The organism is [Enterobacter] lignolyticus SCF1, assembly GCF_000164865.1.
Taxonomy (GTDB): domain Bacteria; phylum Pseudomonadota; class Gammaproteobacteria; order Enterobacterales; family Enterobacteriaceae; genus Enterobacter_B; species Enterobacter_B lignolyticus.
In genome coordinates, this window is record NC_014618.1 from 4401308 (window position 1) to 4417386 (window position 16079).

Sequence of the window (16079 nt, forward strand, 5' to 3'; positions counted from 1 at the left end):
AATTCATTGATAAATATAAAAGGGGTGATTCATTCACCCCTTTTATTTATTCAGCCTTATCAAACGCCTCGCCCGGAAAAATCGTGTCGTTGCGCAGCATAAGGCATTAACGCAGCCGTTTTATTCTTCGTGTGCGCCATCTATACTGCCCGCAACTGTTTAAACGACGATAAAAAATGAAACGCTTCTTTTTACTTTTCTTTCTCCCATTACTGGCCCACGCCGATGAGATTGGCACACAGTACAAAACCCAGGCAGAAGCAGGCGACAGGCGCGCGCAATATTATCTTGCCGATACCTACCTGAGCTCCGGCGATGAAGCCCATGCCCGCTACTGGGCGGAAAAAGCCGCGCAGAACGGCGATGCCGACGCGCTGGCGCTGCTGGCGCAGATGACGCTGAAAACCAGCTTCCCGCAGGCGCTGAAGCTGGCGGAGCAGTCGAACCAGGCCGGCAGTAAAACCGGGGCAATCATCCTCGCGCGGATTCTGGTCAACGAGCAGGTGGGCAAAACGGACTACCCGCAGGCCATCGCGCTGCTGCAAAAAGCCGCCGAGGATGAGGAAAGCGACTCAGCGGTCGACGCGCAGATGCTGCTCGGCCTGATTTACGCCAACGGCGTTAACGTAACGCAGGACGACGATAAGGCCACCTTCTGGTTCAAGCACAGCTCGTCGCTTTCGCGCACCGGCTATGCCGAATACTGGGCGGGTATGATGTTTGAGCAGGGGGAGAAAGGGTTTATCGCGCCAAATAAGCAAAAAGCGCTGAACTGGTTTAACGTCAGCTGTACGGAAGGGTTTGATACCGGCTGCGAAGAATTCGATCGCCTGAGCGGCGAGTAAACAGCCGGGCGCGCCTGAGCGCCGCCCGGCTGACCGCGATTAACTGTCGGCCGTCTTATCAAAACGCCCGAGCATTTCGCGCTCATAGGCCTGCGCTTTCTTGCGATCGAACTTGTGTTCCCACTTGGCGATAACCAGCACCGCCAGCGCGTTACCCACTACGTTCAGCGCCGTACGCGCCATGTCGAGGATACGGTCGACCCCGGCGATAAACGCCAGACCTTCCAGCGGGATCCCGACGCTGCCCAGCGTCGCCAGCAGCACCACGAAGGAGACGCCCGGCACCCCGGCAATCCCTTTCGAGGTCACCATCAGCGTCAGCACCAGAATAATCTCCTGACCCAGCGACAGATCGATACCGTACAGCTGGGCAATAAAGATAGCGGCGATACTCTGGTAAAGCGTTGAGCCGTCGAGGTTGAAGGAGTAGCCCGTCGGCACCACGAAGCTGGTAATCGACGCCGGAGCGCCATAGGCTTCCATCTTCTCAATAATGCGCGGCAGCACGCTCTCGGAGCTGGCGGTTGAGTACGCCAGAATCAGCTCATCTTTCAGGATACGAATCAGGATCCAGATGCTCAGGCCGCACATCCGCGCCACCAGCCCCAGCACCACCAGCGCAAAGAAGACGATGGCGGCATACACCAGGATAACCAGCTTCGCCAGCGGCCACAGCGAGGCGAAACCAAAGTTTGCCACGGTCACCGAGATCAGGGCGAAAACCCCCACCGGCGCATAGCGCATCACCATATGGGTGACTTTGAACATGGTTTCAGAAATAGAGCGGAACACCGTGACCAGCGGTTCGCGGTGGCTGGCTGGCAGCGACGACAGCCCCAGACCAAACAGCACCGAGAAGAAGATGATCGGCAGCATGTCGCCCTTGGCCATCGAGGCGACGATATTGGTCGGCACAAGCGACAGGATCGTGCCCATCAGTCCGTGGGCATGGCTCTGCACATCCGCCGTGGTGCTCTGGTATTTAGAGATATCCACGGTCGCCAGCTGCGACATATCAATCCCTGAGCCGGGCTGAAACACGTTCGCCAGGGTAATCCCCAGCACGATAGCGACGGTGGTAATCACTTCGAAATAGATAATGGTTTTTGCGCCGATACGACCCAGCGCCTTCGCATCGCCAACGCCGGCGATACCGACCACCAGCGTAGAGATAACGATCGGCACAACGATCATTTTAATCAGATGGATAAAGATGTCGCCGGCCGGTGATAAGAGGTTGATGACCAGCCATTCACGGCTATCGCTATGGTAGTGCAGATAGCTCCCCAAAAGAATTCCCAGCACCAGCGCCAGCAGAATCTGCCAGGCAAGGCTGACTTTCGCTTTTTTCATAACTACAGACTTCCTCGATACAGAACGCCATTCCTGAAACGGATGGCTCCCTCGGAACAGGGGTGGATTGTGTTGCGTTTGTTTGCAGGGTTTTTTAACGCGCAGTATCAGTACCACCTGTACGGCATTCTGCGCAAGTCTTTAGGAATAGTGCTTTTTCCCGAGCGAGCGTGGGATATCACGAGTTTCAGCCAAACATCAAAAATAACTGATTGTTATAGAAAAAGTTTTTTATAAACAATTCTATAAATTCATCACGGCAATTATTTCTCTTCAAAGATTCATTTGATTGATTTTCATACGATACAGTCAATGCGTGATCTGCAGCCCAAATAATAAACAAAGCTGTCAAAACCCCTACAATTAACGTTTTAGAGACATATTATTAACATCTTACAAGGAGAAAAAAAGCCATGAGCCAAATACATAAACACCCTATTCCCGCTCCGATTGCGGAACGCTGCCTGATTAACCCGGAACAGTACAAGGCAAAATACCACCAGTCCATCACCGATCCTGACGCCTTCTGGGGCGAACAGGGTAACATCCTTGACTGGATAACCCCCTACACGAAGGTGAAAAACACCTCCTTTGCCCCAGGCAACGTCTCGATCAAATGGTATGAAGACGGCACCCTGAACCTGGCGGCCAACTGCCTCGACCGCCATCTGGCCGAACGCGGCTCGCAGACCGCCATCATCTGGGAAGGCGACGACGCCAGCCAGAGCAAACACATCAGCTACCAGGAGCTGCATCGCGACGTCTGCCGCTTCGCCAATACCCTGCAGTCTCTGGGCATTAAAAAAGGCGATGTCGTCGCTATCTATATGCCGATGGTGCCGGAAACGGCGGTGGCGATGCTGGCCTGCGCGCGCATCGGCGCCGTGCACTCGGTGATTTTCGGCGGCTTTTCGCCGGAAGCGGTCGCCGGGCGCATCGTTGACTCCAGCTCGCGTCTGGTGATCACCGCCGACGAAGGTCTGCGCGCCGGGCGGGCGATCCCGCTGAAGAAAAACGTCGACGAAGCGCTGAAAAATCCGAACGTGAAGAGCGTTGAGCACGTCATTGTTCTCAAGCGTACTGGCGGCGACATCGCCTGGAACGACGGCCGCGACCTGTGGTGGAGCGACCTTATCGACAAGGCCAGCGACCAGCATACCCCGGTAGCGGTGAACGCCGAGGACCCGCTGTTCATCCTCTATACCTCCGGCTCCACCGGCAAGCCGAAAGGCGTGGTGCACACCACCGGCGGCTACCTGGTGTATGCCGCAACCACCTTTAAATACGTCTTTGATTACCATCAGGGCGACATCTACTGGTGCACCGCCGACGTGGGCTGGGTGACCGGCCATAGCTACCTGCTTTATGGGCCGCTGGCCTGCGGCGCCACCACCCTGATGTTTGAAGGGGTGCCGAACTGGCCAACGCCGGCGCGCATGTGCCAGGTCGTTGATAAGCATAAGGTCAACATTCTCTACACCGCGCCGACCGCGATCCGCGCGCTGATGGCCGAAGGCGATAAAGCCGTGCAGGGCACCGACCGCTCGTCCCTGCGTATTCTGGGCTCCGTCGGCGAGCCGATTAACCCGGAAGCCTGGGAGTGGTACTGGAAGAAAATCGGCAACGAGAAGTGCCCGGTGATAGACACCTGGTGGCAGACCGAAACCGGGGGCTTCATGATTACCCCGCTGCCGGGCGCGACCGAGCTGAAAGCCGGGTCGGCAACCCGTCCGTTCTTCGGCGTTCAGCCTGCGCTGGTGGATAACGAAGGGCATCCGCTCGACGGCGCGACCGAGGGCAACCTGGTCATCACCGACTCCTGGCCTGGCCAGGCGCGCACGCTGTTCGGCGACCACGAGCGTTTTGAGCAGACCTACTTCTCGACCTTCAAGAACATGTACTTCAGCGGCGACGGCGCGCGCCGTGACGAAGACGGCTACTACTGGATAACCGGTCGCGTCGACGATGTGCTGAACGTTTCCGGCCACCGTCTGGGCACCGCCGAGATTGAATCCGCGCTGGTCTCGCATCCGAAAATCGCCGAAGCCGCGGTGGTGGGCATTCCGCACAGCATCAAGGGGCAGGCCATTTACGCCTACGTGACGCTGAACCACGGCGAAGAACCGTCGCCGGCGCTGTACACCGAGGTGCGTAACTGGGTGCGTAAGGAGATTGGCCCGCTGGCGACGCCGGACGTGCTGCACTGGACCGACTCGCTGCCGAAAACCCGCTCCGGCAAAATCATGCGCCGTATTCTGCGCAAAATCGCCGCCGGCGATACCAGCAATCTTGGCGACACCTCGACGCTGGCGGATCCGGGCGTCGTGGAAAAACTGCTTGAAGAGAAGCAGTCCATTACCATGCCGTCATAACCTCAGTTTGCCCGGTGGCGCTACGCCTACCGGGCCCGCTACGGTAGTCAACTACAGGCCGGATAAGACGCCAGTCGTCCTCCGGCAATAGACAGCTCTATTACAAAAACCCCTACCTGTACCTCTGGAGACTCTGTGATGAATGAAGATATTTGTCAGCAGATAGAAGACAGCGCGCATTTCAGGGAGTTAGTCGAAAAACGGCAACGGTTTGCCACCCTTCTGTCGATTATTATGCTGGTTGTTTATGTCGGTTTTATTCTGCTGATTGCGTTTGCCCCTGGCTGGCTGGGTACCCCGCTGCACCCGGGTACCAGCGTCACCCGAGGGATCCCCATCGGTATTGGCGTGATTGTCATTTCGTTTTTGCTGACCGGCGTTTACGTCTGGCGGGCGAACGGCGAGTTTGATCGTCTTAACAAAGCCGTCCTGCGCGAGGTAAAAGCATCATGAGAAAGCTTCTGACGGCGCTTGCCGCCACGCTGCCCCTGGCGGCCAACGCCGCCGACGCCATTACCGGCGAGGTGCAGCGCCAGCCGACCAACTGGCAGGCGATCATCATGTTCCTGATCTTCGTCGCGCTGACGCTGTATATCACCTACTGGGCCTCCAAACGCGTGCGTTCGCGCAGCGATTACTACACCGCGGGCGGCAATATCACCGGCCTGCAGAACGGGCTGGCGATTGCCGGCGACTTTATGTCTGCCGCTTCGTTTCTGGGGATTTCCGCACTGGTGTATACCTCAGGCTACGACGGGCTGATTTACTCCCTCGGCTTCCTCGTCGGCTGGCCGATTATTCTGTTTCTGATTGCCGAACGCTTGCGCAACCTCGGACGCTACACCTTTGCCGACGTCGCCTCGTATCGCCTGAAGCAGGGTCCCATTCGCATTCTCTCCGCCTGCGGTTCGCTGGTGGTGGTGGCGCTGTATCTTATTGCGCAGATGGTCGGCGCCGGTAAGCTTATCGAACTGCTGTTCGGCCTCAACTACCACGTCGCGGTGGTGCTGGTTGGCGTGCTGATGGTGATGTACGTGCTGTTTGGCGGCATGCTCGCCACCACGTGGGTGCAGATAATCAAAGCCGTCCTGCTGCTGTTCGGCGCAAGCTTTATGGCCTTTATGGTGATGAAGCACGTCGGCTTTAGCTTCAACAACCTGTTCACCGAAGCCATGGCGGTTCACCCGAAAGGCGCGGCTATTATGAGCCCTGGCGGGCTGGTGAAAGATCCGATTTCCGCCCTCTCGCTCGGCCTCGGGCTGATGTTCGGCACCGCCGGCTTGCCGCATATTCTGATGCGTTTCTTCACCGTCAGCGACGCGCGTGAAGCGCGCAAAAGCGTGTTCTACGCCACCGGGTTTATGGGCTATTTCTATATCCTGACCTTTATCATCGGCTTTGGCGCTATCATGCTGGTCGGGGCGAATCCGGCCTTTAAAGATGCGGCTGGGGGGCTTATCGGCGGCAACAACATGGCGGCGGTACACCTGGCGGATGCGGTCGGCGGCAACCTGTTCCTCGGCTTTATCTCCGCCGTGGCGTTCGCCACCATTCTGGCGGTGGTGGCCGGGTTAACCCTGGCCGGCGCGTCAGCGGTGTCTCATGATCTGTACGCCAACGTGTTCCGCAAAGGCGCCACCGAGCGCGATGAGCTGAAAGTGTCGAAAATCACCGTGCTGGTACTGGGCGTGGTGGCGATTCTGCTCGGCATTTTGTTTGAAAAACAAAACATTGCCTTCATGGTGGGCCTGGCGTTCTCCATTGCCGCCAGCTGTAACTTCCCGATCATTCTGCTGTCCATGTACTGGTCGAAGCTGACCACCCGCGGCGCCATGATCGGCGGCTGGCTGGGGCTGCTGACGGCGGTGGTGCTGATGACCCTCGGCCCGACGATTTGGGTGCAGATCCTCGGCCACGAAAAAGCCATCTTCCCGTACGAGTATCCGGCGCTGTTCTCTATCGCTATCGCCTTTATCGGCATCTGGTTCTTCTCAGCGACCGATAGCTCCGCGGAGGGCGTCCGCGAGCGCGAGCAGTTCCGCGCGCAGTTTATCCGCTCACAGACCGGTCTGGGCATCGCCCAGGGCCGCGCGCACTAACCCACGCCTCCCCGGCTTCCGGCCGGGGAGCGTTTTCAGAACATCACCCAGCTGACCAGCGGCGCGACCAGCACCATCACCACGCCGGAAAGCATCATCACCAGGCTTGCGACGACGCCCTCCTGCGGCCCCAGCTCATAGGAGCGGGCGGTTCCTGCGCCGTGCGACGCGGCGCCAAACCCGGCGCCTTTCGCCATACCTTCGCGAATGGCGAGCCGCATAAACAGCATGTCACCGACCGCCATCCCAAACACCCCGGTCACGACCACAAACAGCGCCACCAGCTCAGGTTGTCCGCCGAGCGGTTTTGCCGCCGCCAGCGCAAAGGGGGTGGTGACGGAGCGTACCGCGAGGCTGCGCTGGATCTCATCGGGCAGCGTGAACAGCCGGGCGAGCCAGACGGAGCTGGTGACCGCGACTATGGTGGCGGTCACCACCCCCGCGGACAGGGACATCCAGTGGCGCTTAATGACCGCCAGATTGTCGTAGACCGGCACCGCAAAGGCGATGGTCGCCGGGCCGAGCAGCCACAGCAGCCAGTGCGCTTCGCCCATGTAGTTCTGGTAGGAGATATGGCCGAACACCAGCATCAGCACCAGCAGCAGCGGGGTAAACACCAGCGGCATCAGCGGCAGCTTGCGAAAACGGCGGTACAGCCGCTTATTGGCGAAATAGAGCCCGAGCGTGATGGCCAGGCACAGAACGCTAAGCTGGAAGTTAGTCATGGTTGAGCCTGCGCAGCTCGTAGCGATACACCTTATCCACCACCCAGGCGGTCGCCCCCAGCACCATCAGCGTGCTTAGGCCGATCACCAGCATGATCCGCCAGCCGTCGACCATCAGCAGCTGCGCGTAGTTGACCACCGCCACCACCGCAGGCACAAAGAACAGCAGCATTTCCGCCAGCAGCCAGCGCGACCCGGCGCGCACCCACTTCAAGGGCACGATACGGCAGACGATCAGCGCCAGCATCAGCACCATGCCGACAAGGTTCGCCGGCAGCGGCAGATGCCCCCATGCCACCAGATGTTCCGCCAGAATAAATAGACCGGCATACAGCAGTACCTGAACCGGAACCTGAAGATGATGAAACACGGCAGGCGTTACGCGCCCTGAGGCCACAGCCATGAAAGGAATTCCCAAAAAAAGTGAAGGCGCTCAGTATAGTGAGCCCCCGACGGTGACTGAAATGAATTAAAATCATTAAGGGTATAGTTGCGAGGAATAGTTATGGATATCAGAACGCTGCGTTATTTTGTCGAGGTGGTGCGCCAGCAGAGCTTCACCCGGGCGGCAGAGAAGCTGTTCGTGACGCAGCCAACCATCAGCAAGATGCTGAAAAACCTGGAAGATGAACTCAACTGCACCCTGCTTATCCGCGATGGGCGCAAGCTGCTGCTCACCGATACCGGCCGGGTGGTATTTGAACGCGGGCTGGCGATTCTGGCCGAATTTCGCCAGCTGGAGGCCGAGCTTAGCGACATCAACCATCTCAACAAGGGGCTGCTGCGGCTCGGTATCCCGCCGATGGTCGGCATGATGATGGCCGGGCCAATTGGCCTGTTTCGCCAGCGCTATCCGGGCGTGGAGCTGAAGATTTCCGAATTCGGCGGCCTGACGGTGCAGCAGGCGGTGATGAACGGCGAGCTGGATCTGGCGATGACCGCCCTGCCGGTGGATGACGAAAGCGGCCTGACGACGTTGCCTCTGTTTCGCCACCCGCTGTGCGTGCTGGTGCCGCGCTCCGGCGAATGGCTGACGGTCGATACCATCAGCCCAGCGCAGCTGGCCGAACATCCGCTGCTCATCTATAACGAAGACTTTGCCCTGAGCCGCCAGCTGATGCAGCTGTTCACGGAGCACGGCGTCAAGCCGCGCATCGCGGTGCGCAGCGGGCAGTGGGACTTTCTCGCGGCGATGGTGCAGGCAGGCGTGGGCATTGCGATTCTGCCGGAGCCGATTTGCCAGCGGCTGGACGCCAAAACCCTGCGCTGGATCCCGCTCGACAGCACGCTTAGCTGGCAGCTGGGGATGATCTGGCGGGAAGGAACCTACCTGTCGCACAGCGCCCAGGCGTGGCTAAAATGCTGCGAAGGGTTCTGGCTGTCGGAGCGCTAATTCCCTCTCCCGCATGAGAGAGGGAACCGGCACTCACTGCTCTTCGATCAACAGCGCTTCGAGCAGGTCGAGGTCATGCAGTAGCTTTTGCAACGTCTCGTTGCTGATCTGCCGGGTCGCGCGCAGGTGGTACAGCTCCCCGCGCTCAGAGCGCAGCGCCGCCAGACGAAAACGCCGTTCGAGACTCTCTTCCAGCATCGACGTTTCCACATCGTTACGCCCATCCGCGCGGCGGCGCAGGTTGCCGATCACCCGCGAGCTGACTTCAGTCAGCAGTTGGTCATCGATATTTTCCTGTGAATCGGAGGCCAGGCGCTCTTCCATCTTCTGGATAGCGACAATCGCCACCTCCGCCGTCGCCGCGCGCGCCAGCCGCTCCTCTTTATGCTGCTGCGAGTGGTCCGCCACTTCGATGTGGCGCAGCAGAATCGGCAGCATGATCACGCCGACGAACAGCGAGAAGAGGATCACGCCCGCCGACAGGAACACCAGCTCATAGCGCGCCGGGAACACGTTGCCGTCCGGCAGCAGCAGCGGGATGGAGAGCACACCGGCCAGGGTAATTGCCCCGCGCACGCCGGCGAACGAGGCAATCAGCAGCTCGCGGGTGGTCCAGGAGCCAAACTCCATCGGCTTACGCTGTAAAAAGCGCAGGCTGAACCTTTTCATCGTCCACAGCCAGCCGAAGCGCACCAGAATCAGCGATGCATAAATCAGCAGAACGTCAGCAAACAGCATCCAGGTTTCAACATTCGGATCGGCCTCCGCCGCCACCAGCGACGTTTCAAGGATCCCCGGCAGCTGCAGGCCCAACAGCAGAAACACCATACCGTTAAAGACGAACTCCAGCATCGCCCAGGTGCTGTTGGCGCGCAGGCGCATCGCCAGCGGCGCCGTACGCATCACACCGGAACGGGTGATGGTCATCCCCGCCGCCACGGCGGCCAAAATGCCGGACACGCCGATGTGTTCCGCAATCAGGTAAGAGGCGAACGGCAGCAAAAACAGCAGGACGATTTGCGTTGCGGGCTCATCGCCGCCCCAGCGGCTCAGGAAGCGCATCGAACGCCCGTACAACCAGCTGACGATAAAGCCCGCCATGATGCCGCCGATCGCCACTTTGAGAAATTCAACGGTCGCGCCGCCGACGGTAAAGGCCATCGTTCCCATGGCGACCGCGACGGCGAACTTCAGCGAGACCAGGCCGGACGCATCATTCATCAGCGCCTCGCCCTGGAGTATTCCCATGATTTTCTTCGGAATGCGCCCTTCGCCGACGATACCAGACAGCGCCACCGCATCGGTCGGCGACAGCACCGCCGCCAGCGCAAATGCCGGGATAAGCGGGATACCCGGCACCACCCAGTAAATTAAAAAGCCGATCCCCACCACCGTCACCAGCACCAGCGCCAGCGCGAGGCCGAAAATCTCTCGCCCGTGTTCGAGAAATTCACGGGTCGGCGTTTTCCAGCCATCTGCAAACAGCAGCGGCGGGATAAACAGCACCAGAAACAACTCCGGGTCAAACTCCACATGCAGCCCAAACGTTGGCCACGCCAGCAGCGCGCCGACGCCAATCTGCATCAGCGGAAGAGGGACCTGGAAGGGAAGAACGCGGGTCGCGACCCCGGACAGTGAGACCACAAGGGTCATGATGAGTATTGTGAAGAAGATTTCCATGCTATCCCTGTTTGCGATGTCGTATTTCTTATGCGGTATCATGATGATACGCCTTTCAGCTTATCCAGGGGAGATTGGAGATCGGGAGGACGGGTATGCTAAGCGCATCACTCGCCCACAGGAGTAATGTAACCCACTGATTTAACATCAGAGACGGTTGTCTGGCTTACGTTTAAGGCTGGCGGTTCAGTTTTTTCAAAACGCCGCATGATTCGGTTTTACGAGACCCAGAACATGATTTGCGTAACGCAATGAGTTTCTGTTTTAGCTGAGACAGCATCTCAACCCGAACTTCTATCTGGTGAATATGCCGATCGACAAGAATGTTGACCTCATCGCAATTTAAATTTGTATCCTCTCGATACTTTAACAATACCTTAACTTCATTGAGCGTCATCTCTAGCGCGCGGCAATGGAGAATAAAGGTTAAGCGTTCAATGTGCTCCTCGGTATATACCCGAAAATTTCCCTGATTGCGGTCGGTTTCAGGCAACAAGCCCTCTTTTTCATAGTACCGAATAGTTCCAATTGGGCATCCGGTACGCTTAGAAAGTTCACCTATTTTCACATTAATACGTCCTTTTATAGTAAATATTGACTCTACAGTTACTACAGAGTGCATGCTGGCATCGTCGAAATCATAAACGTAAAAAGGGACTCACATTATGAATATAAAAACCTGCGCGGTTAACCTGGCCGTCAGCGTATCCATTATCCTTGGAATCACCTGTACAGCGAGCGCTAACCCGCAAGGATACCAAAACACCTCATCTGAAGAGCAGACCGCTATTGGAAAAATTTATTCAGAATATGATAGTAAAATCCTCGTTCTTCAGCAAAAAATCATTGCAAAACAATCAGAACTCGATGCTTTGCTTGATGAAAAAAATGAAAAGAACAGCGAAAAAATACAGCAAATTATAAAAGAAACCGGAGAGCTTAAGGCTCAACGATATACCGCCCAATCCGAGATGCAAAGCAAACTGGATGAAGCCGGTTTTTATCCTTCAAACTCAAAAATGCGTTCAGGTCACGGAATGATGAATCGGCATAACGGGATGAACTCGAATTATCATGGCTGTGGATGCCCCTGGTAATCATATATCATCCCCTGAATGAATAATTATCCCGGGCATCGACTTCTGCTCTAACGCCAGCGCATAACCCTCAAGGAGGGTCTGCTGGCTATAATCAGAATGACCATGATACTCCCGCCGCGGCGCGCCATGGTGAGCGAACGCCAGCTCCGTCGCCGTAGCCTGCGCTCAGATGCCCGGTCAGATTCTCCGTAATATTTGCGCGGATCCCGGCCTGATACACTCCTCGCGTCCCGGAAAGATCGTTCTGAAAACGGTCGCTGTCATTGATTGTTATCTGATTATCATCGACAAGCGCCTGTCGTACAGAAACTTTCAGCCACGGCTGTAGCTTAACCCCATTATCCAGCGTCAGGGGGTAATCCACCCCGAGGCCAGCTTCCGCTCTCAGCATCCGCGTATTATCCACGTCAGCGCGCATGCCGTTAGACAGGGAATATTCACGGTCGCTGCCCACAAAGCCGGATAAAGCCATATATGGCGTCAGATTCCAGCTATTTTTGCTCAGACGTATCCCGCTTTCCAGGTGCGTACCGGCGCCGTAGGTACGGTAATTTCCATCCGCTGCGCCTCCGCTGTTCATTCGCCCTTTAACACCATTCTTGAAAAGGTTAACCTTCGCAATACCGTCCAGGTAGATACCATTATCATGCTGTAACCCGGCATAGGTCCCCAGGGAAAAACTGTCCACATTGCCTTCACCACCGCGGGCAAAACCGACATTCGAGTGCGAGTAACTGAAAAAAGCGCCCAGTATGTCCGCACTCTTTTCACGCTGTGAATACCGATCCATCCCTATGACCAGCCCGGAAAGCCGCTGCTCAAAATCGGCCCCCGCCGAAGTCGCTACATTGTTTCGCGTATTGAGCTGCTCCATCCATAATGCGCCGTCACGCCCGTCCATTTTTCCGCTTGCCAGACGCTCCCGCACGCTGTCCAGTTCGGCATCAAATACCAGCGGCTGTACGGCCGCCATATTTAAAACGGCGGCCGTTGAGGCCGAAATGCGCCGTTTTACATTTTCTACCGGTAATTCTGGCTGCGGCGCAGGGTCTGGCTGTGATGCCGGTTTCTGGTCCGGGCTGAGTAACCAGTTCCCGCCGCCGTTTTCTTTCAGCCTGTACTCCCACGTTCCCAGCTCAACAACCCCGCCATTATTCCCAAGGGTAAACACCGCATCACCCCCGCCCGTTTTAACCAGCAGCAGGCTGTCATCTGAAGAGGGGCTGACTCCGGAGTCCTGCACAAACAACCGGAACGCGCCGGTCGCATTTCCGGTTACGTTCAGAATATCGCCTTTACCTTTCGCCACCTCCGTATGCATATAAAAATCGCCATTACCGGACAAACTGGATAACGCCAGCGTATTCCACCCGGCGACGGCTCCCGGAGACATGTTGTAAAGCGCGACATGACCTCCCGCCAGGGTCAGGCTGTTCAGCGTATATAGGCAGTCGGTTCGGCACAGGGCGCTATTATTTAGTAGCTGCAGGCTGGCACCGCTATTCAGCGTTATATCTGCGCCAGACGCATCGGCGTCGTAACCCAACACAATCTGTCCTCTGTCCGAGGCCGTCACGACTCCTGAAAGTGTGGGAGTACGATAATGATTCGTATATTTATCAGTCGCTATCAGGAATCTGGCGTTCGGTCCTGACAGCGCCACATTTTCTACCCTGCCTTCATTTAAATACAGGGCCCCTCCCTCGTTGACAGTAATATTGCTACTGGAACCCTCATTGACATACTGGACTCCTCCGCTATTAACCGTGGTATCCGTGACGAAAGCGCGCGATATCAGCCGACCTCCATCATTAATGATGATGCCGGAAGCAGAGGCCTGATAGTACACGGCCATCTCCCCGCGGTTAATAACAGTATCAGTGACATGCCCCTGGATTGCGTAGAGCCCCCCATCATTAGTCACAACGGTATTTGTCACAGTTGTCGATTCTCCCCCGACATCCATGAGTCCCCCATCCACGATAGTATTCGATGCAGAACCGCCCTGCATATACATCTCACCACCGTAACGAATGGTCGTGTTCGTGACTGTTCCCCCATCCACATTCTGGACGCCGCCATCATTGATGATGGTATTACTGGCCCTGCCGCCAAACTGAATATACTGATTACCAGACTCAATGATTGTCCGCTCAGCAATACCGGTTACATATTGAGTTCCACCGTTGCTTAAGGTTGTGCCGGTTGCCCGTCCTGAACCGTAAACGGCCTGGTATCCGCCGTTAATTACGGTATCGCTGACCGTACCCGAAACCTTTTGCTCACCGAAAATGAGGGTGTTTAATGCAGTGCCAGCCACATGCTGGACCCCGCCCGCAAGGACGACAGAAGACTCGTCGAGTGCGTTTTTATTTATCTCCATCACCCCGCCAGAATGAATTTGTATATTATGACTTCTGGCATCATCGTTGAGAGTAAGGCGTCCGGATGTCTCAACGGTACGGCCTGAAATTGAGTCATCACTGTTCAGTATCAGATGGTAATCTATCATCCTGGAGTTATAATCTGACGCCAATACCGCTGCGGGGTAATACAGCGCCCCGGAAATAAATCCAACAATTTTTGATTTCAAAAATTTCAAGTCCCTATTTGATTCACTATCAACAGTTATATAAAAAGCATGCTGCCGATATATAAAAAAAACATATAATATCCATATTGAGATATAATCTTTACGAGAATGGAGTCTAAACCACTACAGGCCAGAAAAATACCCTCCAGCGCTTGTGGATTCGTATATTTACATTCTATAAATGAATTTTTAAATAGATAACTAATTATACCCTGAGAAACACTTCCACAGAGTCATCGCACTGAATTGACGGTCGGTTAACGGAATGTCATTAAATGCATTTCAGCCGTTTTCAATATTCCTATTCATTCTCGTCTCCAGGGCCAGACAGGCCCGCACAGCACCATAAAACAAAAACGGGCGGCCGAAGCCACCCGTTATCGAAAGGTAAAACGTCGGACTTAGATAGCCCAGCCGCCCGCGTAGAAGATAACCAGCGCCAGCGCGATGAGCACGGTGCCGATATTCAGTCGGCGCCATTCGCCGGAAACGATGCGGCCAATCACCAGCGAGGCGAAGCCGATCATGATGCCGGTCACGATGTTACAGGTCAGCACGATGAACACGGCGGTGATAAGGCCCGCCATCGCGTCCACAAAGTCGTTAAAGTCGATTTTCGCCACGTTGCTCAGCATCAGCAGGCCGACGTACATCAGCGCAGGCGCCGTCGCGTAGGCCGGAACCAGATAGGAAAGCGGCGACAGGAACAGGATCAGCAGGAACAGCACGCCGACGGTAATCGCCGTCAGGCCGGTTTTGCCGCCCGCCGCCGTACCGGCTGCCGACTCAATGTACACCGCCGCAGGCGCCGCGCCGACCAGGCCGGAGAACACGCTGCTCAGGGAGTCGGTGGTCAGCGCTTTACCGCCGTTGATGATCTGGCCGTCTTTATCCAGCAGGTTTGCCTGGCCGGCCACCGCGCGGATGGTGCCGGTCGCGTCAAACACCGCGGTCATCACCAGCGCCAGCACGCTCGGCAGCACGAGCGGGTTCAGCGCGCCCATAATATCGAGGCTGCCAATCAGCGAATTGCCCTTGTCATCGCTCAGCGACGGCATGGCGAAAACGCCGGAGAAGTGCACGTTCGGGTCGAAAATCAGGCCGACAATAGAGACGCCGATAATGGTCAGCAGAATGCCTCCCGGCACCTTCAGTTTTTCCAGGCCGATAATCACCGCCAGACCCACCAGCGACATAATCACCGGGAAGCTGGCGAAGTGGCCCAGCGTGACCGGCAGACCGTCCAGCGGGTTTTTAATCACCAGCCCCACACCGTTGGCGGCGATGAGCAGCAGGAACAGGCCGATACCGATGCCGGTGCCGTGCGCAACGCCCTGCGGCAGGTTGCGCAGGATCCAGCTACGGATGCCGGTGGCGGAAATCACCGTAAACAGCACGCCCATCAGGAACACCGCGCCGAGCGCAACCGGAATACTGATGTGCTGACCCAGCACCAGGCTGAATGCGGTGAACGCCGTCAGCGAGATGGCGCAGCCAATCGCCAGCGGCAGATTTGCCCACAGCCCCATCACCAGCGAACCGACGCCGGCCACCAGGCAGGTCGCGACAAACACGGCCGCAGGCGGAAAACCGGCCTTACCGAGCATGCCTGGTACGACGATGACGGAGTACACCATCGCCAGGAAGGTGGTTAAACCGGCGACGATTTCCTGACGAACCGTACTGCCGCGAGCAGAAATTTTAAACCAGGCGTCCAATGAACCGCCGGTACGCGCTGAAGGCGTAGACATAGCAAACATCCCCTGAGAGTTTTTTATCATCCGTTCATCTGCGTGGTGGACCTTCTACTGTCAGTTAAGCGTCATCTCCATGTGCTACATCGCGGCAAAGGGGAGCCGCAAAAAAGCAAACGATTAACTCCGCGCAGAAAAAAACGGGTTTTAACGATACCCTTCGGC

At 56.6% G+C, this 16079-nt stretch carries 13 protein-coding genes; 6 read left to right on the plus strand and 7 right to left on the minus strand.

The annotated features are described in order from the left end of the window. Positions 1 to 176 precede the first annotated feature (176 nt). Entirely contained in the window at positions 177 to 845 is a 669-nt protein-coding gene (locus tag ENTCL_RS20420) for a tetratricopeptide repeat protein (protein ID WP_013368037.1), read from the plus strand. A gap of 39 nt (positions 846 to 884) precedes the next feature. Here ENTCL_RS20420 and gltP read toward each other — a convergent pair whose 3' ends face one another. Then, positions 885 to 2198 carry a glutamate/aspartate:proton symporter GltP gene (gene gltP, locus ENTCL_RS20425; protein ID WP_013368038.1) on the minus strand — a complete coding sequence of 438 codons (1314 nt, stop codon included), beginning with the start codon at positions 2196 to 2198 and terminating at the stop codon, positions 885 to 887. Between the two features lie 413 nt (positions 2199 to 2611). Between gltP and acs the strand changes: the two genes are divergently transcribed. The 3 genes from acs (at position 2612) to actP (ending at position 6669) form a co-directional block, all read left to right on the plus strand. Further along, complete coding sequence (gene acs, locus ENTCL_RS20430) at positions 2612 to 4570, plus strand: acetate--CoA ligase (protein ID WP_013368039.1); 1959 nt, start codon at positions 2612 to 2614, stop codon at positions 4568 to 4570. A 138-nt stretch (positions 4571 to 4708) separates the two neighbouring features. Beyond that, entirely contained in the window at positions 4709 to 5023 is a 315-nt protein-coding gene (locus tag ENTCL_RS20435) for a DUF485 domain-containing protein (protein ID WP_013368040.1), read from the plus strand. Further along, positions 5020 to 6669 carry a cation/acetate symporter ActP gene (gene actP / locus ENTCL_RS20440; protein WP_013368041.1) on the plus strand — a complete coding sequence of 550 codons (1650 nt, stop codon included), beginning with the start codon at positions 5020 to 5022 and terminating at the stop codon, positions 6667 to 6669. The genes ENTCL_RS20435 and actP overlap by 4 nt, the downstream gene beginning before the upstream one ends. Positions 6670 to 6704: 35 nt before the next feature. Here actP and ENTCL_RS20445 read toward each other — a convergent pair whose 3' ends face one another. Together ENTCL_RS20445 and ENTCL_RS20450 are read right to left on the minus strand one after the other, a co-directional pair. Further along, the gene (locus tag ENTCL_RS20445) at positions 6705 to 7394 is read right to left on the minus strand and encodes an LrgB family protein (RefSeq protein WP_013368042.1); all 690 of its coding nucleotides are present in this window, start codon (positions 7392 to 7394) and stop codon (positions 6705 to 6707) included. After that, entirely contained in the window at positions 7387 to 7797 is a 411-nt protein-coding gene (locus ENTCL_RS20450; RefSeq protein ID WP_013368043.1) for a CidA/LrgA family protein, read from the minus strand. The genes ENTCL_RS20445 and ENTCL_RS20450 overlap by 8 nt, the downstream gene beginning before the upstream one ends. Before the next feature lie 102 nt (positions 7798 to 7899). Here ENTCL_RS20450 and ENTCL_RS20455 point away from each other — a divergent pair, with 102 nt between their 5' ends. Further along, on the plus strand, positions 7900 to 8787 hold the full coding sequence (locus tag ENTCL_RS20455; RefSeq protein ID WP_013368044.1) for a LysR family transcriptional regulator: 888 nt from the start codon (positions 7900 to 7902) through the stop codon (positions 8785 to 8787). A gap of 33 nt (positions 8788 to 8820) precedes the next feature. Here ENTCL_RS20455 and ENTCL_RS20460 read toward each other — a convergent pair whose 3' ends face one another. Further along, the gene (locus ENTCL_RS20460; RefSeq protein ID WP_044612028.1) at positions 8821 to 10467 is read right to left on the minus strand and encodes a Na+/H+ antiporter; all 1647 of its coding nucleotides are present in this window, start codon (positions 10465 to 10467) and stop codon (positions 8821 to 8823) included. Positions 10468 to 10639: 172 nt separating this feature from the next. Beyond that, complete coding sequence (cadR, locus tag ENTCL_RS20465; RefSeq protein WP_013368046.1) at positions 10640 to 11035, minus strand: Cd(II)/Pb(II)-responsive transcriptional regulator; 396 nt, start codon at positions 11033 to 11035, stop codon at positions 10640 to 10642. A gap of 97 nt (positions 11036 to 11132) precedes the next feature. Here cadR and ENTCL_RS20470 point away from each other — a divergent pair, with 97 nt between their 5' ends. Continuing rightward, a complete protein-coding gene (locus tag ENTCL_RS20470) occupies positions 11133 to 11564 on the plus strand; it encodes a hypothetical protein (RefSeq protein WP_013368047.1) in 432 nt (143 codons plus the stop codon). A 94-nt stretch (positions 11565 to 11658) separates the two neighbouring features. On the opposite strand, the gene ENTCL_RS23290 is transcribed toward ENTCL_RS20470, so the two are convergent. Next, positions 11659 to 14160: an autotransporter outer membrane beta-barrel domain-containing protein gene (locus ENTCL_RS23290; RefSeq protein ID WP_013368048.1), complete on the minus strand. Its 2502-nt coding sequence runs from the start codon at positions 14158 to 14160 to the stop codon at positions 11659 to 11661. A gap of 401 nt (positions 14161 to 14561) precedes the next feature. Continuing rightward, complete coding sequence (gene ghxP / locus ENTCL_RS20480) at positions 14562 to 15911, minus strand: guanine/hypoxanthine transporter GhxP (protein ID WP_013368049.1); 1350 nt, start codon at positions 15909 to 15911, stop codon at positions 14562 to 14564. Between the last annotated feature and the right edge of the window lie 168 nt (positions 15912 to 16079).